Origin of the sequence: Nocardiopsis flavescens (assembly GCF_900141985.1) — a bacterium.
In the GTDB taxonomy this organism is placed as follows: domain Bacteria; phylum Actinomycetota; class Actinomycetes; order Streptosporangiales; family Streptosporangiaceae; genus Nocardiopsis; species Nocardiopsis flavescens.
In genome coordinates this window covers 21312-47140 of the sequence record NZ_FQZK01000029.1, presented here as the reverse complement: position 1 = coordinate 47140, position 25829 = coordinate 21312, and the positions used below count along the sequence as shown (strand labels likewise).

24 protein-coding genes are annotated in these 25829 nt (G+C 75.1%); 9 read left to right on the top strand and 15 right to left on the bottom strand.

Annotated elements, in window-relative coordinates; all coding sequences use genetic code 11:
- Positions 1-4: 4 nt before the first annotated feature.
- The gene (locus BUE45_RS27985) at positions 5-1357 is read right to left on the bottom strand and encodes an ABC transporter substrate-binding protein (protein WP_073383888.1); all 1353 of its coding nucleotides are present in this window, start codon (positions 1355-1357) and stop codon (positions 5-7) included.
- Between the two features lie 16 nt (positions 1358-1373).
- Positions 1374-2402, bottom strand: coding sequence for a LacI family DNA-binding transcriptional regulator (locus BUE45_RS27980; protein WP_178378679.1), 1029 nt, complete (start codon positions 2400-2402; stop codon positions 1374-1376).
- A 150-nt stretch (positions 2403-2552) separates the two neighbouring features.
- Between BUE45_RS27980 and BUE45_RS27975 the strand changes: the two genes are divergently transcribed.
- Together BUE45_RS27975 and BUE45_RS27970 are read left to right on the top strand one after the other, a co-directional pair.
- Positions 2553-3551: an ADP-ribosylglycohydrolase family protein gene (locus BUE45_RS27975; RefSeq protein ID WP_073383885.1), complete on the top strand. Its 999-nt coding sequence runs from the start codon at positions 2553-2555 to the stop codon at positions 3549-3551.
- Positions 3541-4578, top strand: a complete 1038-nt coding sequence (locus BUE45_RS27970; RefSeq protein ID WP_073383884.1) for an ADP-ribosylglycohydrolase family protein — start codon at positions 3541-3543, stop codon at positions 4576-4578. The genes BUE45_RS27975 and BUE45_RS27970 overlap by 11 nt, the downstream gene beginning before the upstream one ends.
- A gap of 123 nt (positions 4579-4701) precedes the next feature.
- Here the strand turns inward: BUE45_RS27970 and BUE45_RS27965 are convergent, their stop codons facing one another.
- The 4 genes from BUE45_RS27965 to BUE45_RS27950 form a co-directional block, all read right to left on the bottom strand.
- Positions 4702-6168: a glycoside hydrolase family 43 protein gene (locus tag BUE45_RS27965; protein WP_073383882.1), complete on the bottom strand. Its 1467-nt coding sequence runs from the start codon at positions 6166-6168 to the stop codon at positions 4702-4704.
- Positions 6169-6249: 81 nt separating this feature from the next.
- Entirely contained in the window at positions 6250-7806 is a 1557-nt protein-coding gene (locus BUE45_RS27960; protein WP_281256383.1) for a Na+/H+ antiporter, read from the bottom strand.
- 76 nt (positions 7807-7882) lie between these two features.
- A complete protein-coding gene (locus BUE45_RS27955; RefSeq protein WP_073383879.1) occupies positions 7883-8254 on the bottom strand; it encodes a DUF2255 family protein in 372 nt (123 codons plus the stop codon).
- A gap of 176 nt (positions 8255-8430) precedes the next feature.
- Complete coding sequence (locus BUE45_RS27950; RefSeq protein WP_073383878.1) at positions 8431-8796, bottom strand: hypothetical protein; 366 nt, start codon at positions 8794-8796, stop codon at positions 8431-8433.
- Positions 8797-8986: 190 nt separating this feature from the next.
- Between BUE45_RS27950 and BUE45_RS32110 the strand changes: the two genes are divergently transcribed.
- The 4 genes from BUE45_RS32110 to BUE45_RS27930 are packed head-to-tail and all read left to right on the top strand — an operon-like array spanning position 8987 to position 10918.
- A complete protein-coding gene (locus BUE45_RS32110; RefSeq protein WP_143173507.1) occupies positions 8987-9349 on the top strand; it encodes a hypothetical protein in 363 nt (120 codons plus the stop codon).
- Positions 9346-10242 (top strand): hypothetical protein, encoded by an 897-nt coding sequence (locus BUE45_RS27940; RefSeq protein ID WP_073383877.1) that lies wholly within the window; start codon positions 9346-9348, stop codon positions 10240-10242. Before BUE45_RS32110 ends, BUE45_RS27940 begins: the two co-directional genes overlap by 4 nt.
- A complete protein-coding gene (locus tag BUE45_RS33935) occupies positions 10239-10529 on the top strand; it encodes a hypothetical protein (protein ID WP_073383875.1) in 291 nt (96 codons plus the stop codon). Before BUE45_RS27940 ends, BUE45_RS33935 begins: the two co-directional genes overlap by 4 nt.
- A gap of 11 nt (positions 10530-10540) precedes the next feature.
- The gene (locus BUE45_RS27930; protein ID WP_073383874.1) at positions 10541-10918 is read left to right on the top strand and encodes a roadblock/LC7 domain-containing protein; all 378 of its coding nucleotides are present in this window, start codon (positions 10541-10543) and stop codon (positions 10916-10918) included.
- Between the two features lie 117 nt (positions 10919-11035).
- Here the strand turns inward: BUE45_RS27930 and BUE45_RS27925 are convergent, their stop codons facing one another.
- From BUE45_RS27925 to BUE45_RS27905, 5 genes are all read right to left on the bottom strand, one after another.
- Positions 11036-12190 carry an amidohydrolase gene (locus tag BUE45_RS27925; protein ID WP_073383873.1) on the bottom strand — a complete coding sequence of 385 codons (1155 nt, stop codon included), beginning with the start codon at positions 12188-12190 and terminating at the stop codon, positions 11036-11038.
- Positions 12180-12845 carry a DUF1028 domain-containing protein gene (locus BUE45_RS27920; protein WP_073383871.1) on the bottom strand — a complete coding sequence of 222 codons (666 nt, stop codon included), beginning with the start codon at positions 12843-12845 and terminating at the stop codon, positions 12180-12182. The genes BUE45_RS27925 and BUE45_RS27920 overlap by 11 nt, the downstream gene beginning before the upstream one ends.
- A complete protein-coding gene (locus tag BUE45_RS27915) occupies positions 12842-13264 on the bottom strand; it encodes a RidA family protein (RefSeq protein WP_073383870.1) in 423 nt (140 codons plus the stop codon). The genes BUE45_RS27920 and BUE45_RS27915 overlap by 4 nt, the downstream gene beginning before the upstream one ends.
- A gap of 7 nt (positions 13265-13271) precedes the next feature.
- Entirely contained in the window at positions 13272-14561 is a 1290-nt protein-coding gene (locus tag BUE45_RS27910) for a flavin-containing monooxygenase (protein ID WP_073383869.1), read from the bottom strand.
- Positions 14562-14692: 131 nt separating this feature from the next.
- On the bottom strand, positions 14693-16009 hold the full coding sequence (locus BUE45_RS27905) for an MFS transporter (protein WP_073383900.1): 1317 nt from the start codon (positions 16007-16009) through the stop codon (positions 14693-14695).
- Positions 16010-16289: 280 nt separating this feature from the next.
- Between BUE45_RS27905 and BUE45_RS27900 the strand changes: the two genes are divergently transcribed.
- Positions 16290-17207 (top strand): LysR family transcriptional regulator, encoded by a 918-nt coding sequence (locus tag BUE45_RS27900; RefSeq protein ID WP_073383867.1) that lies wholly within the window; start codon positions 16290-16292, stop codon positions 17205-17207.
- Between the two features lie 95 nt (positions 17208-17302).
- On the opposite strand, the gene BUE45_RS27895 is transcribed toward BUE45_RS27900, so the two are convergent.
- Positions 17303-17866 (bottom strand): helix-turn-helix domain-containing protein, encoded by a 564-nt coding sequence (locus BUE45_RS27895; RefSeq protein ID WP_073383899.1) that lies wholly within the window; start codon positions 17864-17866, stop codon positions 17303-17305.
- Between the two features lie 152 nt (positions 17867-18018).
- On the opposite strand from BUE45_RS27895, the gene BUE45_RS27890 reads away from it, so the two are divergent.
- On the top strand, positions 18019-19236 hold the full coding sequence (locus BUE45_RS27890; RefSeq protein ID WP_073383866.1) for an MFS transporter: 1218 nt from the start codon (positions 18019-18021) through the stop codon (positions 19234-19236).
- A gap of 214 nt (positions 19237-19450) precedes the next feature.
- Here BUE45_RS27890 and BUE45_RS27885 read toward each other — a convergent pair whose 3' ends face one another.
- Together BUE45_RS27885 and BUE45_RS27880 are read right to left on the bottom strand one after the other, a co-directional pair.
- Entirely contained in the window at positions 19451-20482 is a 1032-nt protein-coding gene (locus tag BUE45_RS27885) for an SMP-30/gluconolactonase/LRE family protein (RefSeq protein ID WP_073383864.1), read from the bottom strand.
- Between the two features lie 83 nt (positions 20483-20565).
- On the bottom strand, positions 20566-22356 hold the full coding sequence (locus tag BUE45_RS27880; protein WP_073383863.1) for a flavin-containing monooxygenase: 1791 nt from the start codon (positions 22354-22356) through the stop codon (positions 20566-20568).
- A 461-nt stretch (positions 22357-22817) separates the two neighbouring features.
- On the opposite strand from BUE45_RS27880, the gene BUE45_RS27875 reads away from it, so the two are divergent.
- Complete coding sequence (locus tag BUE45_RS27875) at positions 22818-23474, top strand: TetR/AcrR family transcriptional regulator (protein WP_073383897.1); 657 nt, start codon at positions 22818-22820, stop codon at positions 23472-23474.
- Between the two features lie 148 nt (positions 23475-23622).
- Here BUE45_RS27875 and BUE45_RS27870 read toward each other — a convergent pair whose 3' ends face one another.
- Positions 23623-25440: a calcineurin-like phosphoesterase C-terminal domain-containing protein gene (locus BUE45_RS27870; protein ID WP_073383861.1), complete on the bottom strand. Its 1818-nt coding sequence runs from the start codon at positions 25438-25440 to the stop codon at positions 23623-23625.
- Positions 25441-25829 lie beyond the last annotated feature (389 nt).

Below are 25829 nucleotides of genomic sequence, written 5' to 3'. Positions count from 1 at the left end.
CCCTCTACTGGGGTGTGAAGGGAGTCGGCGAGGCGCCGCTGCCCAGTTCCTGGAGGAACATCGAGTTCAGGACCTCGGTGTACTCGGCGGGCTCGATGTCCCCGGTGATGATCTTGTCGAACTCGGTGTAGAGCGCGGTGTTGGTCTCGGGCGGCAGGAACGTCCAGCTGGCGTAGCCGAGGTTGGTCGAGGCCGGGATCTCCTCGTACAGGCGCTGGACGCGGGGGTCGGTGCCCTCGGGGAAGTCGGAGGACTCGTAGGCCACGGGCGGGGGGTTCTCGCCCTGCTCGGCGAGGTAGCCCAGGGAGCGGCCGGTGTCGCCCACGAGGTGGTCCAGGAACGCGGCGGCGGCGTCGGGGTCCTTGCTGCCGGAGCTGATGGACAGGGCGGTGCCGATGGCCAGGGGGTACACGCCGGGCTCGACGTCGTCGGACAGGGACGGCAGGGGCGCCCAGTCCCAGTCCTCGGGGTCGTTGCCGGAGTCGGCGAAGAAGGTGCCCATGGAGCTGAAGCTCCAGGTGCCGGACATGTACATGGCGACGTCGCCGGTGGCCAGGCCGGTGCACATGTCGGGGTCGGTGTTGGTGAAGTAGCGGTCCGCGCCGCCGCCCCACCAGCCCTTGTCCAGCTGCTCCTTCATCATCTCCATGGCCTCGACGACGGAGTCGTCGGTCCAGTCGCGGGCGCCGGTGAGGATGTCGTAGAGCCGGTTGGGGCCGACCGCGGCGTTGAGCAGGCAGGTGAGGTACCACTCGCTCTGTGCCGGGTAGCCGCTGTTGCCGGCGCCGACGGGGATGAGGCCCTTGGAGTCGGCGTCCTCGCACAGCTCCTCGAACTCGGCGCGGGTGGTCGGCGGGGTCCAGCCGTTCTCCTCGAACACGGCCCGGTTGTAGTACAGCACGAGGGAGCCGTAGCTGGTCGGCACCGAGTACATGCGGTCCTCGACCCGGCTGAGCTGGGCGGCCCAGGGCAGGAGGCGCTCGTCCCAGCCGTACTCGGTGGCGTAGTCGTCCAGTTCGAGCGTCTTGAGCCCCTGCGCGTAGGAGATCGAGGTGGTCGGGCCGGGCGAGTAGATGATGTCGGGGGCGTTGCCGGAGGAGACCGCGGTGTCGGTGAGGGACGCCAGGTCGGTCAGCTGCTTGGTCGACATCCGCACGGAGTGCGGGGTAGAGGAGTTGAAGCTGTCGATGAAGTTGGCGCGGAAGTACTCCTCCGTCTCGGGCGTGGGGAAGGCGCCCCAGTACTCGATCGACGAGGGGTCCCCTCCGGAGCCTCCGCAGGCCGAGAGCAGCGTGGCTCCGGCGAAGGCTCCTCCCGCGATCTTGAACATGTCGCGGCGGGGGAGGTGGTAGGTCACGGGATCCTCGGATTCGTCAGGTCGATTCGCGAATGATGAGCTTCTGGGGGAGGACGACCTCCCGGACGCCGCCGTCGGAGGCCTCCCCGGCGAGCCGGTCCAGGAAGATGCGGGCGCAGGCCCTGCCGATCTCGAACGCCGGGTTGTGCACCGTGGTGAGCCCGGGCGACAGCAGCGAGGAGGCCTCGATGTCGTCGTATCCGGTCACGGCGACGTCGCCGGGCACCGAGAGCCCCTTCTCCCGCACCGCGTCCAGGGCGCCGACCGCCATGAGGTCGTTGCCGCAGACCAGCGCCCGCGGCGGCTCGTCCAGGTCCAGCAGGGCGCGGGCGCCCAGGGCGCCGCCGCTGCGGGTGAAGGGACCGGAGGTGACGAGCGACTCGTCCACCTCCAGGCCGAACTCCCGGAACGCCCGCCGGTAGCCGGCCAGGCGCAGCCGGCCGGGGGGGGTGTTCAGGTCCCCGTTGACCAGGCCGATCCTGCGGTAACCGCGGTCGAGCAGGTGGGCCACCATGTCGGCCATGCCCCCCGTGTCGTCGGCGCGCACGATGTCGCCGAAGCGGGGGTCGAGGTCGCCGCTGAGCCGCACCAGGGACGCGCCGGCGGCCGTGATGTCCGCGAAGTGGCGCTCCTCGGCGCTGAGCGCCGCCATGACGATGCCGTCGACACGGCGGTCGATCAGGTGCCGCACCACGGAGTCCAGGTCCTGGGTGGTGCCCTGCGCCACACAGACCGAGATCAGGAAGCCCTCGGGCTGGAGGACCTCCTGGAGCCCGGCCGCCATCAGCGGGTAGAAGGGGTTGGTCACGTCGGAGACCACCAGGGCCACCGCCTGGCTGCGGCCGGTGCGCAGGCCGCGGGCCGAGGGATCGGGACGGTAGCCGAGGTCGTCGACGACCTGGAGGACCTTCGCCTTGGTCCGGTCGCTGACCGGTCTGCGCCCGCTCAGGACGTGGGAGACGGTCGTGATGCTCACACCGGCGCGGGCCGCCACATCAGCGATGCCGACACGGCTCTCCTTGCTCATCGCCCTCATCTCGCTCATATGCAAAACGTATTGCAAAGGGATAGGGTTCATAGTGGCCAAGCCGGGAGTGACGTGTCAAGCACAGAGATGCAACCATCCCCCCAACATGGGGTGATGCCGTGCGCACCTCCGATCGGGCCCTACGCAAAACGATGTGAGAGGACTTCGATGGCCACACGCGAAAGGTGCCGGGGGGCGCTGCTGGGGCTGGCGGTGGGAGACGCCATGGGCGCCCCCACCGAGGGCATGACGCCGTCCGCCATCCGCGCGGCCCACGGCCGCGTCGAGGACTTCCTGGGCGACCGCGTGTCCGGGACCGACGACACCGAGTACGCGGTCCTGTGCGCCCAGGGGCTGCTCGCCCACGGCCGCGCGCTCACATCGGACGACGTGGCCGGCGTGTGGCGCCGCGCCGTCCTACAGCAGGAGGGCGGCTTCCACGGGGCCGGCTTCAGCGAGATGACCGCCATCGCCAACCTCCGGGCCGGGATGGCGCCCCCGGTCAGCGGCAACGACAGCCACGAGTCCTGGAGCGACGGCGCGGCGATGCGGATCGCCCCCGTCGGCCTGCTGTGCGCGGGCGACCCCGGCGAGGCCGCCCGCCTGGCCGCGCAGGACGCCCGGGTCAGCCACGCCGAGGACGGGATCTACGGGGCGCAGCTGGTCGCCGCCGCGGTGGCCCGCGCCCTGGTCACCGACGACCACGCCGAGGTCGTCGCGGCGGGCCTGGCCGCCGTCCCCGCCGACTCCTGGACCGCCCGCCTGACCCTGCGGGCCCTGGACGTCGCGCGCCGGGCGCCCGACCTGGCCGCGGCCGAGCGGGACCTGTACGAGGAGATCTCGCTCTTCCACTACCCGTGGCCCGACAGCGCCCCCGAGGCGGTGGCGCTGGCCGTCGGGCTGTTCGCCGCGGCCCGCGGGGAGTTCGTCCCCGGGGTCGTCGCCGCCGTCAACATCGGCCGCGACTCCGACACCATCGCCGCCATGGTGGGCGCCATGGCGGGCGCCCTGCACGGGGAGTCGGCGATCCCCGAGCGGTGGCGGACCGCGGTGAGGGAGGTCACCGGGGTCTGCGTCACCGTCACGGCCGGGGTCGACCTGGTGGACCTCGCCGACGCCCTGTACGAGGCCGGACGCACGAACGAGGAGACCGACGTTGCACGCTGACAACGCGCGAGGCGCCCTGCTGGGCATGGCGATGGGCGACGCGCTGGGACTGCCCGCCGAGTACCACCGCCACGCGCGCGCGGGCTGGGGCCGCTCGGTCCTGTGGGAGAAGAACACCGTCCTGGACGAGCAGCGCATCTCCCGCCCGATGCTGCCCTTCGGCCTGTCCGGGGGGTCCGGGGGCCTGCTGTCCGGGACCGACGACGTCGAGACCGCCGCGACCACCGCCCTGGTCCTGCTGGAGTCGCGCGACCACGGCACCAACACCCTCTTCGAGGGCTGGCGCAAGCACTACGTGGAGACCGACGACGTGTGGTGCGGCATCGCCGAGCGCGGCGCCGTGCGCCACGCCCTGCGCGGCGAGCGCCCGCCCGTGACGGGGTCCGACAACCCCGTGTACTGGGACGACGGCGCCGTGGCCAGCGCGGTCCCGATCGGCGTCCTGTACGCGGGCGACCCCGCCAACGCGGCGCGGGTGGCGCAGGACTACGCCCGGATCACCCACTCCCGGGACGGCGTGTGGGCGGCGCGCGCGATGGCGCACGCCGTGGCCGCGCTCATCGGCGGCGAGTTCCTGGAGCCGGCCCTGCAGGAGGCGGAGCTGACGGTCCCCGCCGACAGCTGGCTGCGCCGCGGCCTGGAGCGCGCGGCCGAGGCCGCGGAGGGGGCCGACACCGCCTTCGAGGCGATCCCCGCCCTGGTCGAGTCGTTCGGCCGGCCGGTCTACAGCCACGGGGGCGTGGCGCCGGAGACCCTGCCGCTGGCCTTCACCCTGACCCGGCTGGTGCGCGGGGACCTGGCGGCGGGCCTGCAGGCCGCGGCGCTGCTCCCCCGGCAGTCGGACAGCCTGCCCGCGATGGTCGGCGCCCTGTGCGGGGCCATCGACGGCGAGAAGGCCGTGCCCGCCGACTGGGCGGCGCAGGTCGACCCGGTGTCGGGCGTGCTGCTGCCCGGCGTGGCCGGCCAGCGGCTGACCTCGCTGGCGGACCGGCTGCTGGAGGCCCGGGAGCGGTTCGCGCTCGCGTGAGCCGGTGTCCGCGTCCGCGCGGTGCGGGTCACCGCGCCGGGCGGTCCGGGAGCCGCCGACGGTCCGGGGCCCCGCGGGGGCGGCGCCCCGGGCCGTGCGGCGGCCCGCCCCCCGCTCCGGGGGTCACGCGCCGCCCCGGTAGTCGAGGCCGCGGACCTCGATCGAGCCCGACCGGCAGCTCACCCCGACCATCCGGCCGGTGAACCCGCCGGCGACCTCCGTGGACAGGTAGCGCCCGTCGACCCGGGCCAGGGCCGTGTCCCCGTCCGGGGTCCGGACCGAGGCCACGATCACGTCGGGGCCCCGCTCGCGGCTGTACGGCGGCGCGGACGGGGGCTCCACCCGCAGTTCCAGCACGGTGCCGGGCGGCGCCCCGCACTCCCCCAGCACGGCGGAGACGGGGCCGACGTCCATCACCGCGCGCACCCGGTCCCCCTCGACCTCCAGGGCCACCCGGTGGCGGGGGTCGATCCGGACCTCCAGGGCGCCCGCTCCCGCCCGCGCCCCGATCTCCGCGCTGACGACGGCCTCCGTGTGCTCCTGGCGGCGGCCGACGAAGACCGGCCCGTCCTCCCCCGGCGTCATGCGCCAGTGGTCCCGCGCCCGGCGCAGCACCCGGTCGGGCAGGACGCCCGCGCCGACCCAGCCGGCGCCGGCCTCCCCCGGGCCCGGTTCCGGGCGCACGGGCCGCTCCCGCGGTTCGATCGGGGCGCCCAGGACCGGCCAGCCCCCGCGCCACTCCACCTCGGCCGCGAAGGTCTCCCGGCCCAGGACGTGCCAGCCGGGGAAGGAGCCCCGCGGGCGCACCCCCAGGAACACCGCGGCCCACGACCCGTCGGCCCGCTCGACGAGGTCGGCGTGCCCGGTGTTCTGGACCGGCCCCGGCAGGCCCCGGGCGGTGAGCAGCGGGTTGTGCGGGCAGGCCTCGAACGGTCCCGACGGCGAGGGTCCACGGGCGACCGTCACGGCGTGCCCGGGCCCCGTCCCGCCCTCGGCGATCACGAGGTACCACCACCGGCCGGCCCGGTACAGGTGCGGGGCCTCGGGGTCGCGTCCCCCGGTCCCGCTCCACAGGGTGCGGGGCTCCGTCAGCAGCGCGCCGGTGGCGGGGTCGAGCACGGCCTGGCGTATCGCCCCTTCCGACCAGGTGAGCAGGCAGCGGCCCGCGTCGTCCCAGGCCAGGTCCGGGTCGATGCCGCCGGCGTCCGGGATGCGGACCGGGTCCGACCACGGCCCGGCGGGGTCGGAGGCCGTCATCAGCAGGTGCCCGGGGCCGTTGGAGACGTCCGTGGTCACCAGGTGGAAGGTCCCGTCGCGGTGGCGCAGGGTCGGGGCGTAGACGCCGCCGGAGGGCGGCACGACCCCGGGCGCCAGCTGGGAGGGGCGCTCCATCACCGCGCCGATCCGCTCCCAGCAGGAGAGGTCGGCCGACCGGTACAGGGGTACCCCGGGCATGTACTCGAAGCTCGAACAGGCGAGGTAGAACGTGTCGCCGACGCGGCAGACGGTGGGGTCGGGGTGAAAGCCGGGGAGGACGGGGCGCTCGGGGAGGCGGCCCGGGGACGGGGGTGCTTCGGCGGGCTCGGTCACCCCCCGAGTGTGGCACGCGGGCCCGCGGCCCAGAAGGCCGCGCGGGGGCCGGCCCCTGCGGCGGCGGGCGGGCACCGGGGATCACTCGAAGCGCTCGCGGTGGGTGAGGCGGACCTCCTCGGTGTCCATCGCCGACTGCATCCGGCGGAGCACGACGTCGTCGATGCGGCGCTCGTCGCGCAGCCGGATGACGGCCGCCCGCTTGCGGGCCAGCAGTGCCAGGCGCAGCGCCGCGTACTGGTCCCGGCGCAGGTGCACCGGCCGCTCCTCCCGCCCGTCCAGGTCCTCCCCCACCGACTCCAGGAAGTCCCGGTACTCCTCCTCCAGCCGGGCGGCCACCTCGGGGTCGGTGCCCAGGCGGTCGGCGGTCGCGGGCAGGGCGTCCAGGGCCTCCTCGGCCGCGACCCGGCGGGCGAACAGCTCCTCCCGGTCCACCTCGCCGTCGTCGCCCAGCCCCGCCCGGGCCACCAGCGGCGGCAGGACGAGCCCCTGGACGACGAGGGTCACCAGGATGACCCCGGTGGTGGTGAACACGATGAGGTCGCGGTCGGGGAAGGCGGCGCCGGAGGCGACCGTGTGCGGGACCGAGAGCGCGACGGCCAGGGACACCGCGCCGCGGAACCCCGCCACGGCGTTGACCAGGCGCGAAGGGTAGTGCGGGCCGTCCGCGGGCCGCAGCGCCCGGGGCAGCAGGGCGGCGGCCGCGGGAGGCCCCAGCACGAAGGCGCACCGCACCGCCAGGATCAGCGCGGACACCAGGGCCACCAGGAGGACGGCCTGGGCCAGGGCCAGGCTGGTGAGGCCGCGCACGGCCGTGTGGACCTCCAGCCCCACCAGCACGAACAGCGACCCGTTGACGAGGAACACCGCCAGGGACCAGGAGGCCTCGGTCTGGCGCCGGGACAGCGGGCGCCCCACGGTGGGCCCGGCCCGGCTCATCACCAGCCCCGCCACCACGACCGCCAGCACGCCGGAGGCCTGCGCGCTCTCGGCGAGGAGGAAGGCGGTGAAGGGGATGAGCAGGACGACGACGTTCTGGAGCAGGGAGTTCTCGATCCGGCGGCGCACGAAGGCCCAGAAGAGGGCGGTGACCGCCCCGGCCGCGACACCGCCGCAGTAGGAGAGCAGGAACAGCAGGCCCACGTGCGGGACGCTCAGCGACGCCTCCCCCACCGTGACTCCCACGGCCACGCCGTACACGACCAGGGCCGTCCCGTCGTTGACCAGGCCCTCGGCGCGCAGGACGGTGATGTCCCGGCGCGGCAGCAGGCGCGCCACCGCGGAGACGGCGGTGGCGTCGGTGGGGGCGACGGCGGCGCCCAGCACCCAGGCGGCGCCCCACGGCATCCCCCACAGGTGGCCCAGCACCGCGACGGCCCCGGCGGTCGCGACGACGAGCAGGGTGCCCATCACGGCGATGCCGGCGAGGTTCCGGCGGATCTCGCGCAGGGAGGTCGACAGGCTCTCCCAGTACAGCAGGAGCGGCAGGAGGATGAAGAGCATCAGCTCGGGGGGCAGCTGCACCTCGCGCAGCGCGGGCGCGAAGCCCAGCAGCCCTCCGGCGGCGAGCAGCAGCACGGGGGCCGGCAGTCCGGTGCGGCCCGCCAGCGCGGTGCAGACGAGGATCGCCGCCCCCAGCAGGACGACGAGGACGAGACCCGGCAGCGGGCACCTCCGACGGCTTCGCGCGCCGCGCCCGGCGGCGCGGCCGGTCTCAGGCGGGGACGATCCGCATCGTGGTCGTGCGGGCCGCCGGGGCGGTGATCGCGTCGACGGCGGCCGACCCGGGGCCGTACTTGTCCCGGTAGGCGGCGTCGATGGCGTCGTCCAGGGCGTGGTCGGCGTCCTGGAAGACCACGTCGGCGTCGAAGCCCCCGGCGCTGACGTGCCCCTCCAGGCGGTCGCGGGTGCCCCGGTACCAGGAGGAGGTGGTGCCGTTGACGGACCGGACGTACAGGTCGGCGCCTTGGCGCACGACCCAGATGGTCCGGGGGCGGCGGAGCCGCCCCTCGCCGTCGCGCGAGGTGATCGTCAGCTCCCCGGCCTCCCCGATGCCCGCGAGCTGCTCCTCGGTCCATCCGCTCATGCGCGTCCTCCCCGGTGTTCCCAGGGGGATCCTGCCCGGCCCGGAGCGGAACGCGCGCCCGGGACACGGTCCCTTGCCCGGGCCGGGAGGGAGCCGTGACCCGCCCTTGGGCCCGCCGGCCCCGCGGGGGCGGCCGGGGGTCCGGACGCGGACCGCGCCAGGGGGGCGGGGGTGCCTCAGAGCCGCAGCTCGGCGTCGATCTGCTTGAGGCGGTGGCGGGCCAGGGCGAGGTTGCTGCGGGAGCGGTCCAGGGCCAGGTACAGGAAGAGGGAGCCGCCGGAGCCCTCCAGCAGGCGGATGAGGTGGTACTGGCCGGACAGGGTGATGAGCATGTCCTCCACCCGGTCGTCCAGACCCAGCATCTCCAGGGCGCGGACCTTGGACCGGACCACCTCGGTGTTGGCGGCGGCGGCGATCTCCAGGTCGAAGTCGCGGCCTCCTCCGAGGGATTCGAGGCACATGCCGCTCTCGTAGTCCACGAGCGCGACGCCGATGGCGCCCTCGATGCTCATGGCTTCTTTCGTGGCGGTTTCGGGGTTCATGGGGATTCCTCCTCAGGTCCGTACCGTGGTGCGGCCTTTGGTGACTTTGGTCCGGAAAAAGTATCCGAAGCGGCGGCAGCCGCATAAGCGCCGATCACGAGCCCCGGGCGATTGTTACCCGAAGTTTTCTGGTCCGGCCATCCCGGGGCGATATGTTCCCCTTGGGGAAGATGTGCACGCTGGGAGGACCGTGTCGGGCATTGCGAGATCGGTGGACCGGGTCCTGGGCTGCGCGGGAGGGGTCGCCGCGATGCTCATGGACCGTCCGACCGGACATGTCGTGGCGGCGGCGGGCGACGTCTCGGCGCTCCCGTCCGCGGAGGCCGTCGCGGACGGGTTCCGCGCGGTGCTGGGCCTGGGCGCGGGCCGCGCGGGCCCCGTCGAGGTGGAGGGCCTGGCACTGGGGACCCGGGAGCGCCACATCGTGGTCCGGCCCGTGGCCGCCCCCCTGCCCCACGACCTGCTGCTGGTCGTGGTCCTGGACCGCGGGCGCACCAACGCGGCACTGGCCGCGCGCCAGGTCGACGAGTACGCCCGGGGCCTGCTGACATGACGGGCACGGCGACCGGGCCCGGGCCGGCCCCGCACCCGGAGTGGGTGGAGCGGCTGCGGCGGCTGCACCGCGAGGGCTTCACCGGGTGCCTGACCGTGGAGGGGCCCCCGGACGCGCGCGTCCACCTGCGCGGAGGGCTCCTCGTCGCGGTGCGGACGCCGGCCGCGCCCGGCCCCGGCACCCTGCTGGTCCGCTCCGGCGCCGTCTCCGAGCGGGCGTGGGCCGCGGCCTACGAGCGGGGCGAGGCGGACGGGGCCGCGGACGGCGGGGAGGTGGGGGCGGTCCTGCTGGAGCTGGCCCTGGTCCGCTCCGTGCTCGACGGCGTGTTCTCACTGGCCCTGCGCCCCGAAGCGCGGTCGGCGGCGGACGAGCCCGGGGCACCGGCGCCGCCGTACGCCCTCGCCGAGGGGATCTCCCCCGGGCGGGCCTGGGCGGAGGCCCAGCGCAGGATCGCCTTCCTGACGGCCCGGTGGGCGCCTCCGGCCGAGCTGATGGCGCTGCGGCCGACGGCGACGGCCCCCGCCGACACCGCCCCCTCCCCCGCCCACGCGCGGCTGATGGCCGGGGCCGACGGCCGGCGTACCCCGCGCGACCTGGCGTTCCTGTCGGGGCGGGAGGTGTCCGGCGTCCTGGCGGACGTGATGTGGCTGGTGGACCGGGGGCTGCTGGAGATCGCGGCCGAGCCGCGGGAGGGGCTCTCCCGGCGCCGTCCCGAACCGGCGGCCCCGGCCTCCCCCGAGGCTCCCCTGGCCAAGCGGCTGCCCGGCGCGGACAGCGTGCGACGGGCTCCCCGGGCGGACGCCGTGCTCTCCCCGGAGGCCGCGGCGCGGCTGCGCGGACGCCTGGCCGGGGGCGCCGGCGCCGCGCGCGGCGGGGAGGGCGGCCCGACATGACGCCGGAACCGCGGCGCCTCCCCCCGGAACGGGTCCCCCCGGCCCCTCCCCCGCCGGCGGAGGCCGCCCACGCGCAGGGCGCGCTGCCCCGCCGCTCCCCCTCGCCGGTCCCCCGGGGCCCCCGGCCGGGCCCCGGCGTGCTCGGCCCCGATCCCGCCGAGCCCGGCCCGCTGGCCGCGCTGCGCCGCCTCCACCGGGCGGGGGTCCCGCTGGAACGCGTGCGGCGCGGTTTGCAGGAGTTGAACGACGAGAGCGGTGCCCCCGGCCCCGGGGGCGACCGCGGTTAGGGAGGGACGCAGTGGTCCAGGACGAGATCGCCCGGGAACTGGCCGGTCTGCGCGAGCGGGTCACGGGTGTGACCGGGAGCGTCGTGGCCGCCTCGGACGGGCTGGTGGTGGCCTCCGACAGCCCCGGAGGGCGGGCCCAGGCGCTGGCCGCCCTGGCCGCGGCCGGGCTGGGGCTGGCGCACCGGACCTCGCACGAGGCCGCGCTGGGGCCGCTGCGCGAGGTGGAGACCCGCTGCCAGGGAGGGCACATGGTGGTCTACGCGGTGGGCGCCGAGGCGCTGATGGCGGTCCTGGGCGACGAGGGCCTGGACGGCGCGACCCTCAGACGCGAGTCACGGGGCACCGTGGAGCGGATCGGCCGCCTGCTCCAGGTGACCGGGGCCCTCTGACGGCCCGCGCCGGCCGCGCCGGCCCGCAGGCGCGTCAGGCGCCCCGGATCCGTACGCGGCCGGGACGGCGCCGGTCCGGGCCGGGGCCGAGCGGCCCCGGCCCGGACCGGCCGCCGCTCAGCCCCGGGGCGCGGGACCGGCGTTCCCCGCGCCGCCGAAGTACTCGTGCGCGGTGCGGGCGAGCAGCGTCGCGCCGTCCCTGATGACCCGGTCGGCCGCCTCCCCCACGCAGGCGGCGGCGAACTCCGGCTGGTGGTTGCTCACCGGGAAGCAGCCCAGGCCGATGTAGGGGTGGATGGCCGGCACGCGCTGGGAGACGTTGCCCATGTCGGTGGAGGCGCGGTTCATGGTCCGCTGCTCCGGGGGCGCGTCGAACGTCCTCCCCAGCGCGAGGGCGTGGCGCGTGTAGATCTCCAGGGCGCGCTCGTCCGTGCGGAACTCGGAGTAGGGACGGGACTCCGGGGTGAACTCCAGCACGGTGTCCGAGGCCAGCGCCCCCGCCTCGAAGCACCGCTCCACCCGGCGGCGCAGCGGCTCCAGCTCGGCCAGGCTCGGGGCCCGCGTGTACCAGCGGCCCTCGGTCGTCTCGGGGATGGCGTTGGGCGCCTGGCCCCCCACCGTCTGGATCCCGTGGACGCGGGTGCCCGGCGGGAGCTGCTGGCGCAGCAGGCCCAGGGCCACCTGCGCCACGACGAACGCGTCGTTGGCGTTGCGGCCCTCGTGCGGGTAGGCGGCGGCGTGGGCCGCACGGCCGGTGAAGCGGACGTGGTCGTGGGCGACGGCGTAGGGCTCGGCCCGCGCGGCGTCGACCGGCCCGGGGTGGGCCATCAGCGCCAGGTCCAGGTCCAGGAAGGCCCCGGCCTCCAGCAGCTCGATCTTGCCGCCGCCGCCCTCCTCCGCGGGGGCGCCGATCACGTCGATGCGCAGGTCCAGCCGGTCGGCCCACGGGCGCAGCGCGATCGCCGCGCCCGCCGACATCGCCGCGATCAGGTTGTGCCCGCAGGCGTGGCCCAGGCCGGGCAGCGCGTCGTACTCGACGACGAAGCCGACCCGGCGGCGGCCGGAGCCGTAGGAGGCGTGCAGCGCGGTGGGGAACCCCAGGTACGCGGTCCGCACGTCGAAGCCGTACTCCTCCAGCAGCTCGGCCGTCCACCGCGCCGCGCGGTGCTCCTGCCAGGCGGTCTCGGGGTGGGCGTGCAGGGTCTGGGAGTAGGCGATCAGGCGGTCCAGGTGCGCGTCGGCGCCGGGCGCCCCGCCGGGTTCAGCGGTCATCGCCGGGCACCCCGTACCCGGGGGAGGCGGCCGGGTCCAGGCCGCGCCGGACGTAGTCGTCGCGCTGGGGCAGCCACACCCCGAGCAGCCCGCCCAGCTCTCCGACCGGGTCCGGGCTCCAGTCCACGCGCAGGTCGGTGTCGCGCCAGCCGTTCGCGGACACGGTGGACAGCCCCGCGGAGTGCACCGGCCCCGCCTCGCCGCCGGCGGCCAGCCCCGCCGCCAGCGCGGCGAGCAGGCGCTCCTCCAGCTCTCCGCCCGCCGCGGCGAAGGCCGCGCACATGGCCGCGGGCACCCCGGGGCCGGCGAGCATGTTCCCGGCGGCGGCGCAGTGCGGGCCGGTGGCCTCGCCGTGCACGCCGAGGGTGCGGCCGCCGCTGAACGCGGCGGCGCCGGTGGCGCCGACCACGGTGAGCTGCCGGTACTGCGCGGTCGGCTCGGCGGCGACCACGGCGTCGAGCGCCTCCCGCGGGGTCGCGCCCGCGGCGATCCGGTCCAGCAGGGCCGTCCCCAGCCGCGGGTCGGTGATGTTCTGCGAGGCGGCCGCGCCGACGGAGTCGCGCAGGTGCACGGCCCGCGCGGCGACGGCGGGCGAGGACGAGGAGACGGCGACGCCGAACCTGCCGTCCTGGTGGGCGGCGATCGAGAAGGTCATGCGCCGCCTCCCGAGATGACGGCCGTGGCGTCGATCTCCACGAGCCACTCCGGACGGGCCAGGGCCTGGACGACGATGCCGGTGGAGACGGGGTGGACCCCCTTGAGCCAGCGTCCGACCTCGCGGTAGACGTCCTCGCGGTAGCGCGGGTCGACCAGGTAGATCGTCACCTTGACGATGTCCTGGAGCCCGCTCCCCGCCTCCCGCAGGAGGAGGTCGATGTTGGCCATGGCCTTCTCGGTCTGGGCGCGGACGTCGCCGATCCCCACGGACTCCCGGGTGTCCAGGTCCTGGCCGATCTGGCCGCGCAGGTAGACGACGCCGCCGGCCACCACCGCCTGGCACAGGTCGTTGTCGAGGTTCTGCTCGGGGTAGGTGTCCCTAGTGTTGAACTTGCGGATGCGCGTGTGCGTGGTCATGGTGCGTTCACCCCTGAACGTGGTCGTGGGTCCGGTCCGGGCGCGGGCGCGCGGCGTCGTGCTCCATGTAGCCGCGCTGGATGGAGATCTGGTCGGCGATGTACCGGGCGTCGTGCCAGGCGCCCCAGAGGAAGCTCGAACCGCGGCGGGACTGCCACGGGAGCCCCATGAAGTAGACGCCGGGCTCGGAGGAGACGCCGCGGCGGTGGCGGGGCCTGCCGTTCCCGTCGAGGGCGTCCACCTGGAGCCAGCCGTAGTCGGCGGTGAAGCCGGTCGCCCACAGGACCGTCGTGATCCCGGCTGCGGCGGTGTCGAGTTCGAGCACGGGGTCGGTCACCGACTCCGGGTACTCCCCCAGCACCCGGGCCTGCGGCTCCTCGGGGAGGTCGAGGCCGTTGCGCTCGACGTAGGCGTCGGCCTCGTCCAGCAGCGACAGGTGGTTCTCGTCGCCGCGGGCGATGTTCTCGCGCAGGTCGGGCGCGAAGCGCAGGGTTCCGGCGTCGTAGGACTCGGTGCGCCCGACCAGCGTGATGCCGCGGGCGGCCAGGTCCCGGAAGTCCACGGTGCGGCCCCCGTGCGCACCGCTGACCGCGATCGTGACGTGCTCGGCCCCCTGCGCGGGGGTCGCGGCCTCCCACTTGCCCAGGACTCCCAGCCACCAGACGAAGTCGTGCCCGCGGTACCGGCGCGGGGGGCGGTCGTGCGGGCCGACGGAGAGGTGGACACGGCGGCTGGCGGCGCGCAGCTCGTCGGCGATCTGGACGCCCGAGGAGCCCGAGCCGACCACGAGCACGCCGCCCTCGGGCAGTTGGGCGGGGTTGCGGTAGGCGCTGGAGTGGAGCTGGTGCAGGCCCGAATCCGCGGGGATGACCGGGGGGACGGCGGGCCGCTGGAACGGGCCGGTGGCGGCCACCACGTAGCGGGCGTCCAGGTCCCCGTCCGAGGTCCGGACCCGGAACCCCGGGCGGCCGGCGTGCCTGCGCACGGACTCCACCTCGACCCCGCACCGGATCGGCGCGCCGATCTTCTCGGCGTAGGCGGCCAGGTAGTCCGCCACCTCCTCCTTGGTGGCGAACTCCTCGGGGCCGCGGCCGGTGAACTCCAGCCCCGGGAAGCGGTCGTGCCACACGGGCCCGTTGGCGACCAGCGAGTCCCACCGCTCCGAGCGCCAGCGCTCGGCGACGCGGCTCCTCTCCAGGACGACGTGCGGGATCCCGTGGCCGCCCAGGTGCTCGCTCATCGCGATCCCGGCCTGCCCCGCGCCGACGACGACGACCTCGGTCTCTTGAACTGCCATCTGAAACCTCCAGGTCTCGATCAACGTGTGCGGACGCGCGGCGCCGAACGCGCTCCGCGTGCTCTCTCCGCGCCCGGGCGCCGCGCGGGGGCGTCGTCCCCGGGGGGCGCTCCGGGCCGGGCCCGCCCCGTTCAGCGCGGGGCGCGGTCGCTCTCGTGCAGCAGGTCCGAACCGCTGGTCTCGGGCATGGTGCGCAGGGTGACGGCGCCGATGACGCCGATCACGATCATGGTGAAGGCGGGGACCATGCTGCTGCCGGTGAGGGAGATCAGCCAGGTCATCAGGTACGGCAGGGTCCCCGCGAAAAAGGCTCCGGCGACGCTGTAGGCCATCGACAGCCCGCTCTGGCGGGTCCGGGTCGGGAACAGCTCGGCCACCGCGGAGGCGTGCGTGCCCAGGATGACCGCCAGGATCGCGGCGAGGCCGAAGGTGGCGGCGAACGCCGCCCAGGTCGTGTTCACCTGCATCAGCAGGAACAGCGGCACGGCCGCGACGATCAGCAGGGCGGCGGCGGTGTAGAGCACCGGCTTGCGGCCCACCCGGTCCGACATCCTGCCCGACAGCGGGATGATGCCCATGGCGACGACCGAGGCCGCCGCGGAGAGCAGGGCCGCCCGGTCGGCGGGCACCCCGACGATCTCCTCCTGGTAGGTGATCAGGTAGACGAGGACGATGTAGAACGTGGAGTTCATGAAGGTCTCGATGCCGACCGTCTGGAGGAACTGGCGGCCGTTGGAGCGGAACACCTCGACGACCGGCTGGCTGGGGACGTTGTTCATGTCCTCCAGGGCGCGGTACTCGGGCGTGTCCTCGATGCGCAGGCGGATGTAGAGGCCGACCGCGGCCAGGGGCACCGTCAGCAGGAAGGGGAGCCGCCAGGCCCAGTCCAGGACGGTCTCGGCGGGGAACACGGAGTGCAGGCCCCAGACGACGATGGACGCGCACAGGAACCCGCCGACCGAGCCGAACTCGATCCACGAGCAGCCGAACCCGCGCCGCTTGGGCGGCGAGAACTCCGCGAGGAACGCCGCCGCCGAGCCGAACTCACCGCCCGCGGCCAGGCCCTGGATGATGCGGGCGACCACGAGCAGGATCGGCGCGAGGATGCCGACGGACTCATAGCCGGGCAGCAGCCCGAGCATGAGCGTGCCCGCCGCCATCGAGATGATGACGATCGACAGCGTGGTCTTGCGGCCGAAGCGGTCGCCGAGGTGGCCGAAGAGCACCGAGCCGAGCGGGCGCACGAAGAACGCCACGGCGAAGACCGCGAACACCGACAGGAGTCCGGTGGTGCCGTCCTGCTCGGGGAAGAACACCTGCGCCATGGTGGTGGCCAGGTAGGCGTAGACGGCCCAGTCGAACCAGTGGACGAAGACGCCCACCGCGCCGGCGAACACGCTTCGCCTCAGGTCCTTCTTGTCCACGTGCTCCGAGACGTCGCTCGTCATGTCCCCTCCCGGGATCTCGTCCTGGCGCACCCCGGTGTCCGGGAGGGCCCGGTGGCCTCCCCCGCCGGGGCGTCCTTGTGATTGCTCAGGAGGCCGCCCGTTCGCGGGGGTGTGGAGTCGGGCGCTTCGCGGGGGCGCGGTGGAGCCCCCGGTGCCGTCGGCATCCGACCTGCCTGTGTCACGGGTCACCACTATCCAGGCGGGGGCTAGGATCTGTAAAACACATAGATCCGAAGATCGCCTTCGGAAAAACCGATACCCCCGTGGGAGGGCCGGACCGGTGAGCGACGTCAGCCTGCGCCAGCTGGAGTACCTGAGGGCCATCGCCCGGCTCGGGTCGGTGACCGGGGCGGCGCGGGAGCTGTTCGTCTCGCAGTCGACGGTGTCCACGGCGCTGGCGGACCTGGAGGCGGCGCTGGGGGTCACGCTCTTCGTCCGCTCCCCCCGGGGCATGCGCCTCACCGCCTCGGGGCAGCGCGCCCTGGCCGTGGCCGACAACGTGCGGGCCAACCTCGAACAGCTCCGGGAGACGGCCAGCCGGGAGCGCGAGGAGGTGGAGGGGGACCTCACCATCGGCTGCTACGCGACCATCGCGCCGATCCTCCTGCCGAGGGTCATCGCGGAGTTCTCGCGCCGGCACCCGCAGGTGCGGCTCTCGTTCGTCGAGGCGGCCCACGGGGCGCTCCTGGACGACCTGCTCAACTCCCGCATCGACCTGGCGATCACCTACCGCTACGAGCTGGCCTCGGTCCGCCCCGCGACGGGGGTGACCACGCGGTGGCTGCGGTCGGACCCGCCCTACGCCCTCACCCCGGTGGACGGCCCGCTGAGCGGGAGGGGCGGGGAGGGCGGGCTGGCCCTCGGCGACCTGGCGGCCGAGCCGCTGATCCTCTTCGACCTGCCTCCGGGCGGCGACTACTTCCTCGGCCTGTTCCACGAGGCGGGGCTGGTGCCGAACGTGCGCTTTCGCACCACGAGCTTCGAGATGGTGCGCGCCCTGGTGGCCCGGGGCCTGGGCAACGCCCTGCTCACGCAGCGCACGGTGCTCGAACGCAGCTACGAGGACCTGCCGTACGCGACCCGGGAGCTGGACATCCGCTCCGAGGGGCTCGGGATCGAGGTCATGCAGCTCGCCGGCCGCCGGCCGGTGCGGCGCATGGAGGCCTTCGTCGACGTCTGCCGCGAGACCCTGGCCTGACCCGGCCCGGCCCCGGCCGCGCGGGGAGGCGCGCCCGCGGGAACGGCGCCGGTCCGGGCGGATCGGCCCCGGGGCCCGCGCCGGACCCTCCCCGGTCAGGCGGTGGTGCGGGGCATCGTCACCACCCACAGGAAGTCCGCGGCGTCCGACCCGGCCTCGAAGGTGTGGTCCGCGGTGCTCTCGATGCGCGCCGACCCCCCGGCGCCGACGTACCGCTCCCCCTCGCCCGTCCGGACGCGGAGCCGCCCCCGCAGGACGTGCGCCATCGACGCGGGCGCGCCCCCGATGGGCGAGGCGCGGTACCGGTCGCCCGCGACCAGGTGCCACTTCCACATCTCCACGAACACCTCCCCCGTCTCCACCGCCTGGAGGAGGCGGGCCCAGCTCCCGTTCGGGGCCGACCACACCTCGACGCCGTCGGGCGGGCCCTCCCCGAGCACGCCCGCCAGGGCCGGGAACGTCGTGCCCAGCGCGGCGGCGATCCTGTCCACCGTGGCCACGCTCGGGTTCGCCTGGCCCAGCTCGATCTGCGTGAGCATCCGCCGGCTCACCCCGCTGAGCCCGGCGAGTCCGACCACGCTCAGGCCCCTCTCCCGCCGCACCGCACGGATGCGGCCGCCCAGCAGGACGACGACCTCCGGCCGCATCCGCTCACCCATGGTCTTCTCGGCCAACTCTCCGGTACACGTACTTCCCGGTAACACGTTCTTCCCGGTAACACATCCAAGATGAGCACTATACTGCCCACATTCCCTCGTGCGGCCCCCGCCGACCGGTCCGCCCCACGCACACGCGAACGCGAGAGGCACGCATGCCCCGAACGCAGGCGATCACCCCCCGGCCGGGACCGGGGGCCGCGCGCCCCGGGCCGCGCGTCCTCCGGTGGCAGGCCGCCTACGCCACCCTGGGCGTGCCGCAGGCGGCGGCGCCCATCGCCTTCGGCCTGATGGCCCTCCCCCTCACCGGATCGGTCGAGTCCGGCGCCGCGATGGTCTTCGCCATGACCACGGCGCAGATCCTCGGCGCCGTCCCCGTCTCCCGCCTGGGCAGGCGCTTCAACGGCGTGCACTACCTGCGGGCGCTCGTCGCCGTGCGCACGGCCGCACTGGCCGCCGTCACCCTGCTGGCCGCCGCGGGCGCCCCGTTCGGGTACCTCCTGGCGGCGGTGGTCGCCGCGGGCGGCGTCAACGGGGCCGCCTACGGGTACCAGCGGCTGCTCCTCAACCACCTGGTCCCCAGGGACCGGCTGCCCCGGACGCTGGGCGTGGCCGCGACGCTGAACGAGGTCAACTTCGCGCTCTCCCCGGTCCTCGCGTCCGTCCTCGGCGCGGCCTCACCGGTCTGGGCGATGGCGGCGATCACCGTGCTCGGGGCGGGGCCGCTGCTCCTGATGCCCCGGATCCCCGAGGCGCGCGGCCCGGGCCGGCGCGTGCCCGCGGGCGCCGCCGGGCGGGTCCCCGCCGAGGTGGCCCTGTGGCTGTTCTGCGCGGCGGCGGGAGGCGGCGCGGTCGCGGCCGTCGAGGTCGGCGCGGTGTCGTTCGCGCTCGCCTACGGGCTCGCCCCCGGCTGGGCGTTCCTGTTCGCCTCCGTGCTGTGCGTCGGCTCGGTCATCGGCGGTGTCGGGGTGAGCCTGCGCAACCGGGTTCCCGGGCGCGGCCAGGTCGCGTTCTTCCTCGCGGCGAGCGCCGCGGCGGCCGGGGTGATCCTCGCCGGGGGGCACATCGCCCTCCCGCTCGCCGGCGCGGCCGTGCTGGGGTTCTTCCTGCCGTTCCTGGGGACGTTCTACTCGCTGGTCCTGGACGAGCTCGCGCCGCCCGACCGGCGGGCGGAGATGTTCGCCTTCCTGCGCACCGCGAGCTCGCTCGGGGTCATCGCCGTCAGCGGGCTGCTCGCCCTGCTGGGCCTCCAGGCGGCGCTCGTCGGCAGTACGGGGTTCCTGCTGGTCGCGGCGCTCCTGGCCGTGCTGCACGCCGCCCTGTCCCGGCGCGGCGGCGCGGCGCGGACCGCCGGCCCCGCCCCGGACGCCTGACGCCTGCCAGGGGTGCCCGCAGGGTCCCCGCGGGGGCCGGGCCCCGGGCCTCCTTCCGCCGCGCGGACGGCCCCCGCCGTGCGGCACCGCCGCGCCCGCGGGGCACCGCACGGGGAGCGCCCGCACGCGCCGGCCGGCGGGGGGCCGCCGGGAAGGCGCTCCCGCCCTCCCGGTGCGGGGGCCGCACCACGCGGGGACACCCTCCGCAGACGCCCTAACCGCCGTTGGACTGGCGGATCCCCTCGGCGAGCGCGTCGAAGGAGTAGACGAACCCGCCGTCCTCCCCGCTCACGGTCATGTAGGCGTCGGTCGTCCCCGGCCGGATGGCGACGTTGGTGGCCGAGTCCAGCCCCCCGGCGGCGTCCTCGGGCACGTCCACCGTCGCCAGGTGCTCGCCGAGCGGGCTGTACACGAGGATGCCCGGACGCCCGTGGAGCGCCTGGTACAGGTTCCCGTCCGCGTCGACGGCGTTGGAGTCCACCCGGCTCGTACCGCCGTCGACGTGGACGGCGGTGTGGGCCGCGGCGACCGCGGTGCCCTCCCCGTCGAGTTCCAGGAGGTCGACGCGGTTCGCCCCGTACTGGCTCACCCACAGCCCCGTGAAGTCCTCGGTGAAGGAGATGCCGTTGGGCGCGGGCAGGTCCCCGGCCAGGACGGTCGCCTCCGCGGTCTCCCCGTCGATCCTGACCACCCGGCCGCGGGCCTCCCAGAACGGCTCGTCGTACCCGGCGGAGTCGGTGACGTACAGGTTCCCGGCCTCGTCGAAGGCCAGGTCGTCCGGCAGCATCACCGCCCCGTCCACCTCCCCGGAGAAGAAGGTCGTGCGGTCCTCCCCCTCGGCGGTGACGCTGTCGATCCGCCCTCCCGCGAAGTCGGTCAGGTAGAGGCGCCCGTCGGCGGGGCTGAACTGGGCGGAGGTGTACGCGCCGTCCCCCTCGGCGAGGACGGGCTCCACCTCGCGGGTGCCGGTGTCCACCCGCAGGACCTTCGGCTCCCCGGCGGGGGCCGTGACGTCCACGACGAGCAGCCCCCCGTCCGGGGCGAAAACGGGCCCCTCCAGCAGGGTCATCCCGGTCTCCTCGTGGACGGACGTCACCTGGACGAGGAGTTCGGCCGTCCGGTCCGCGCCGTCCCGCTCCGGCAGCCCCGGGGACGCCGGAGCGGCACAGGCCGCCGTGCCCGCCAGGGCGGTCGCCGCGAGGACGCGGGCCGCCGCGCGCCGCCCGCGGGACGGGTGGTGTTCCATGGTCTCTCCCTGCTGTTCGGCGGCCGGGGCCCCGCGGGGCCCCGGCCGGTGTCGCGGCCCGGGACCGGGCCGCGCGGCGGGCCTCAGCGCCCCGGGACCAGCACCTCGTCGAGGGCGTTCTCGCGCCACTCGCGCAGGAGCCGGTGGAAGGCCACGGGGCCGGGGCTGTAGGAGTTGCCGCCGTGCACGCCGGCGCCCTCGCGGTTGTAGTAGCCGGGCGTGCACTCGGCCTGGAAGGCGGAGTTGTCGTGCGCGCTCTCCCGCACGGTGCGCCCCCACTCCAGGGCCGCCTCCCGCGGGGGCTCGACCACCGCCCCGGCCTTGCGGGCCGCGGCGACGACCGCGGCGATGTGCCCGGCCTGCTCCAGCAGGATGTGCGCGAAGTTCACGGAGTTGGCGTTCTGGAGCGGGCCCAGGTGGAAGAGGTTGGGAAAGCCCGGGCTGTAGAAGCCGTGCAGGGTGAGGGGGCCGCGGCTCCAGGACGCCAGCAGGTCGTGCCCGCCGCGCCCGCGGACCGGGAGCGCGCCGGACAGCACCCCGGAGACGCCGACGTCGAACCCGGTGGCGAAGACGACGCAGTCCACGGGGTAGGCGGTGTCCCCCACGACCACGGAGTCCGCGGTCATGCGCGTGACGCCGCCGTGGTCGGCGGTGTCGACGAGCGTGACGTCGGGCCGGTTGAAGGCCTGGAGGTAGTGGTCGCTGAAGCAGGGCCGTTTGCACATGTACCGGTACCAGGGCTTGAGCAGCTCCGCCGTGGCCGGGTCCCGTACCACCTCGTCCACCCGCGCCCGGATCCGGTTCATCTTCCACGCGTCGAGCAGCTCGTCGGCGCGCTCGCGCTCCTGCGGGGAGACGTCCGTGTCCAGCGCGCCGGAGATCATCTTGCGCTGGAGCCGCGCGGTGGACGTCCAGCCGTCCCGGGTCAGGTCGGTCTCCACCCGCTCGCCCGAGACGACCGCGAGGAAGTTCTCCATGCGCTCGCGCTGCCACCCGGGTTCCAGGGAGGCGGCCCAGGCCGGATCGGTGGGCCGGTTGTCGCGCACGTCCACCGAGGAGGGCGTGCGCTGGAACACGTACAGGTGCCGGGCGTCGCGCGCGAGGTGCGGGATGACCTGCACGCCGGTCGCACCGGTCCCCACGACCGCGACCCTCTTGTCGGCGAGGCCGTCGAGCCCGCCGTCCTGGTCGCCGCCGGTGTAGCCGTAGTCCCACCGGCTGGTGTGGAAGGTGTGGCCCTGGAAGTCCTCGATGCCCGGGATGCCCGGCAGTTTGGGCCGGGTCAGCGTGCCGGAGGAGGTGATGACGAAGCGGGCGCGCATCCGGTCCCCGCGGTCGGTCCCCACCACCCACGTGTCGCTGCGCTCGTCCCAGTCCAGCGAGGTGACGCGGGTGTGGAACAGCGCGTCGCGGTACAGGCCGAAGGTCTCGGCGATCGCCACGGCGTGCCGGCGGATCTCCTCGCCGGGCGCGTAGCGCCAGGAGGGGACGGTGCCGACCTCCTCCAGGAGCGGCATGTAGGAGTAGGACTCGATGTCGCAGTGGATGCCGGGGTAGCGGTTCCAGTACCAGGTGCCGCCGAAGTCCCCGGCCTCGTCCGTCATGCGGATCGACTCCACGCCGGCCTGGCGCAGCCGCGCGCCGGTGGCGAGGCCGCCGAACCCGCCGCCGACCACGATCACCTCCACCGTGTCGGTCAGCGGCTCGCGCTCCCGGCGCGGGGTGTACGGGTCGTGCGCGTAGTAGCCGAACTCGCCGGAGGCCGGGCGGTACTGGGCGGCGCCGTCGGGGCGGATGCGCCGGTCCCGTTCCCGGGCGTACCTGGCGCGCAGCGCGTCGAGGTCGATCCCCTCGGTGTGGTCCGTGGCTGGCATGCGGTTTCCTCTCCTTCTCTGCGCCGTCCGGGACCGCGCCGGCGGTCCCGGGCCGGTGGGCGCGGGGGCGCCCCGAAGCTCCGCGCCCGGTCGGGTCCGAGTGCGGGGTGGTGGGAGGGGGATGTGGCCGTCCGGCGGTCAGGCCGTGCGGGCGGGGGCGCCCGAGGGGAGCCGCCCGGGGCCGGCGGGTGCTCGGGGGCGGACACCGGTCATGCGGGCTCCCGTCTCCTGACGTGCGCGGACACCGACTTTTAAGTCAGTTGCATGACTTAAGGTAACAGCGCGTGCCGGAGCGGATCACCCTGCGGCCCGGCCGCCCGGCGGCGGAGGGGCCCCGGCGGCCCCGCCAGCTGGGGCGGGGGCGCGCGGTGTGGGCCTCATCACGCTCGCGCGGCCGTCCGGCACCGGACCGCGCGGCGGTCCGCACGCGTGTTCCCCGGCCGGTCGGTACGGTGGTCCCCATGAACGGCAGGCGGACGAGGTCGGACCGTGTCACCACGACGCGGGAGGCGATCCTGGCAGCGGCGGAGCGGCTCTTCGCCGAGCACGGGGTCGCCGGCGTCTCCAACCGCCAGATCGGCCAGGAGGCGGGGCAGGGGAACAACACCGCGGTCACCTACCACTTCGGCTCCCGGGAGGGCCTGGTGAGCGCCATCGTGCGCGCGCACACCGGGCGGATCGAGGAGATCCGCCGCCACATGGTGCTGCGCACCGAGGGCTCCGACGAGGTCCGGGACTGGATCGCCTGCATGGTGGAGCCCTTCGCCCAGCACCTGGCGGACCTGGGCGTCCCCTCCTGGTTCGGGCGGTTCAGCGCCCAGGTGATGGCCGACCCCGCCTACCGGGACATCATGGCCCGGGAGGCACTGGGCTCCCCCCACCTGGCCCGCGCGGGCGAGCAGCTGCTCCGGTGCCTGCCCGACCTGCCCGCGGAGGTCGGCGAGGAGCGCCGGGAGATGGCGAGCCTCCTCATGGTCCACGTGATCGCCGAGCGGGAGCGGGCCCTGGCCCAGGGCGCGCGCACCCCCCGCGAGTCCTGGCAGCGGGCCGCGACGGGCTTGTCCGACGCCCTGGCCGGCCTGTGGACCGCGCCGGTGAGCGCGCACTCCCCGGGGTGAGGACCGCCCGGGGCACCGGGGCCCGCGGAGCCGGGCGGTGCGGGCGGGCGGCCCCGGGGCTGTACCGGTACCGCACCGGGACCTCGGCGGGAACACGGGGCGGGGCCGCCACCCGGAGAGGTGGCGGCCCCGCGGCGGGTCCCGGCCGTCAGGGCAGGTCCACGACCTCGAATGCGAGGGTGTCGGTGAACGCGCGGCCGTAGGCGTCGGTCGCGGTCACCTCGGCGGTGTGCCGGCCGGCGGCCAGGTCGGCGGGCAGGTCGAACCGCCACAGGTGCATCGTCCGGTCCGCGAGGCTGCCGCCGTGGACCAGCTGCTGGGAGACGGCGTAGGGGTCGGAGTACTCGGCGCCGACGTTGACGGCCTCGCCCTCCAGCCGCTGGGTGCGCGCGGCCTGCTCGGCGGGGCCGCCGTCGAGCCCGACCTCCACGGTGGAGCCGGTGGAGCCGAAGAAGAAGTTGGTGGTCAGCCAGGTGCCGCCGGCCAGGTCGTCCCGGTCCAGCACCAGGGGCTCCAGCTCGGGGGCCTCGCCGACGGGGTCGTCGTTCCACTCCTGGCGCTCGTCGAACCAGGTGCGGTAGGTCGGGCTGTTCAGGCCCAGCTGCGTCTGCACGCCGTCGGGCTCACCGGTGACCGTGTAGCGCTCCCGGAACTCGGCGCCCTCGACGTCCAGGGTCACCACGCCGGGGCGGCCGCCGTCGCGGCCGATCGCGGTGGGGTAGCCCTCCTCGCCGACCTCGCCGGAGTACCAGTCGCCCGAGATCGCGCCCGCGGTGATGTGCGGGAACGGCAGGCCCTCGACGCCGAAGAGCTCGCGCCAGCCCGCGGAGTCGTCGCCCTCCTTGAGGTTCTCGATGCTGTGGCTGTGCCCGGAGACCGCGACGGCGCTGCGGCCCTCCAGCAGTTCGTGCACGCGGGCGACCTGGTCGACCTGGTGCACCGGGGAGCTGTCGTCGGCGTAGTTGAGCAGGCCGATGTGCCCGGCGACCACGACCAGCTTGTCCTCGTCGACGCCGGCCAGGTCGTTCTCCAGCCAGGCGATCTGGTCCTCGCCGAGCCGGCCGTTGTAGGAGGGCCTGCCCTCCGGGTCGGCGCAGTGCCGCTCGATGCCCTCGGGGCTGTCCTCGGCGGCGGTGCACGGGTAGTCGACGGTGTTCAGCGCGACGACGTGCACGTCGCCGACCTCGTAGGAGTAGTACGCGGGGGCCAGCTGCGCGCGGAAGGTGTCGAAGGAGTGCGCGGCGCTGGGCGCGTCGAAGTCGAGGTCGTGGTTGCCGGGCAGGAAGCGGGCCGGGCCGTTGGTCTCGGCGACCAGGTCCTTGACGGCGGGGTAGAGCGACAGGTCGTCGCCGACCACGTCGCCGACGAACAGCGTGCCGCAGCCCGCGTAGTCGTGGCGCTCGGACAGGTCCTTGATGGCCCCGGCCCGCGCGTACTCGATCTCCTGCGCGGTGTAGGTCTGCAGGTCGCCGGCGATGACGCAGCTCTGCGCGTCGGCGGCGGTCAGCCCGCTCTCCACGAGGGGGAAGTTGACCTCGGAGGGCAGGGGGCCGGTCGGCTCGATGCCGCCGTAGCGCAGTTCCGGGGAGCCCTCGGGCAGGTGGTTGTAGTGGAACTGGGGGATGTTGTGCTCGTCCAGCGGCACCTGGTAGCCGGACGGCTGGGTGATCGACACGGTCATGTTGTCGAACGCGGGCAGCCGGTACCGGCCCTCGTCGTCGGTGCGCACCACGTCGCGGCCGTTGGTGACCGCGACCCCGGCCAGGCCCGGGTCGCCGTCGCCGGTGCCGTCGCGGCCGGTGTCGACGAACACCGTGCCGGTCAGCTCGGGGGTGTCCGGGGAGTCGGCGGCGGTGCGGACGACCTCGATCCCGCCGCGGTAGACGGAGCCGTCTCCGTCCTCCGCGGGCGAGGCCGCCGCCGGGGCGGTCGTCGCGGCCACGGAGCCGGCGAGGGCGGCGACCACCGAGACCGTCAGTGCGGCGCTCGTCCAGCGGCGCACCCGTGGGGCGCGCGGCGTCTGCGCAGGTGAGGATTGTGCCGTGAGCATGCGGTTTGCTCTCCGATACGTGAGGGGACCTGACCGGCCGGGGGACCGGCGCACGTTCACCTTTCTCGACACGGCTGAACACGGACACAGGCGCCGACCAACAAACGACTACCGTTCGGTGACACCTGGTGGCGCTGCGTGAGCATTGTGGCACGGCGACCTGCGAAAACCGGTCGCACCGCACCGGGTGTCGGAGGGAGCGTCGGGCGGGGTATGGGGCGGGCGCCGAACGCACCGCCCGCGGCCCGGCTCCGGGACCCGGCGGCCCTGGCCCCGCCCGGGCCGCCGAGGGCACCGGGGACGGG

Bases quoted from the DNA above. Each gene is read 5' to 3' on its own strand.
- BUE45_RS27980 (WP_178378679.1), bottom strand. From the start codon at position 2,402: ATGAGCGAGATGAGGGCGATGAGCAAGGAGAGCCGTGTCGGCATCGCT.
- BUE45_RS27950 (WP_073383878.1), bottom strand. From the start codon at position 8,796: ATGAACCCCGAAACCGCCACGAAAGAAGCCATGAGCATCGAGGGCGCC.
- BUE45_RS27875 (WP_073383897.1), top strand. From the start codon at position 22,818: ATGAACGGCAGGCGGACGAGGTCGGACCGTGTCACCACGACGCGGGAG.
- BUE45_RS33935 (WP_073383875.1), top strand. From the start codon at position 10,239: ATGACGCCGGAACCGCGGCGCCTCCCCCCGGAACGGGTCCCCCCGGCC.
- BUE45_RS27910 (WP_073383869.1), bottom strand. From the start codon at position 14,561: ATGGCAGTTCAAGAGACCGAGGTCGTCGTCGTCGGCGCGGGGCAGGCC.
- BUE45_RS27975 (WP_073383885.1), top strand. From the start codon at position 2,553: ATGGCCACACGCGAAAGGTGCCGGGGGGCGCTGCTGGGGCTGGCGGTG.
- BUE45_RS27880 (WP_073383863.1), bottom strand. From the start codon at position 22,356: ATGCCAGCCACGGACCACACCGAGGGGATCGACCTCGACGCGCTGCGC.
- BUE45_RS27940 (WP_073383877.1), top strand. From the start codon at position 9,346: ATGACGGGCACGGCGACCGGGCCCGGGCCGGCCCCGCACCCGGAGTGG.
- BUE45_RS27925 (WP_073383873.1), bottom strand. From the start codon at position 12,190: ATGACCGCTGAACCCGGCGGGGCGCCCGGCGCCGACGCGCACCTGGAC.
- BUE45_RS27915 (WP_073383870.1), bottom strand. From the start codon at position 13,264: ATGACCACGCACACGCGCATCCGCAAGTTCAACACTAGGGACACCTAC.
- BUE45_RS27885 (WP_073383864.1), bottom strand. From the start codon at position 20,482: ATGGAACACCACCCGTCCCGCGGGCGGCGCGCGGCGGCCCGCGTCCTC.
- BUE45_RS27905 (WP_073383900.1), bottom strand. From the start codon at position 16,009: ATGACGAGCGACGTCTCGGAGCACGTGGACAAGAAGGACCTGAGGCGA.
- BUE45_RS27955 (WP_073383879.1), bottom strand. From the start codon at position 8,254: ATGAGCGGATGGACCGAGGAGCAGCTCGCGGGCATCGGGGAGGCCGGG.
- BUE45_RS27920 (WP_073383871.1), bottom strand. From the start codon at position 12,845: ATGACCTTCTCGATCGCCGCCCACCAGGACGGCAGGTTCGGCGTCGCC.
- BUE45_RS27895 (WP_073383899.1), bottom strand. From the start codon at position 17,866: ATGGGTGAGCGGATGCGGCCGGAGGTCGTCGTCCTGCTGGGCGGCCGC.
- BUE45_RS27890 (WP_073383866.1), top strand. From the start codon at position 18,019: ATGCCCCGAACGCAGGCGATCACCCCCCGGCCGGGACCGGGGGCCGCG.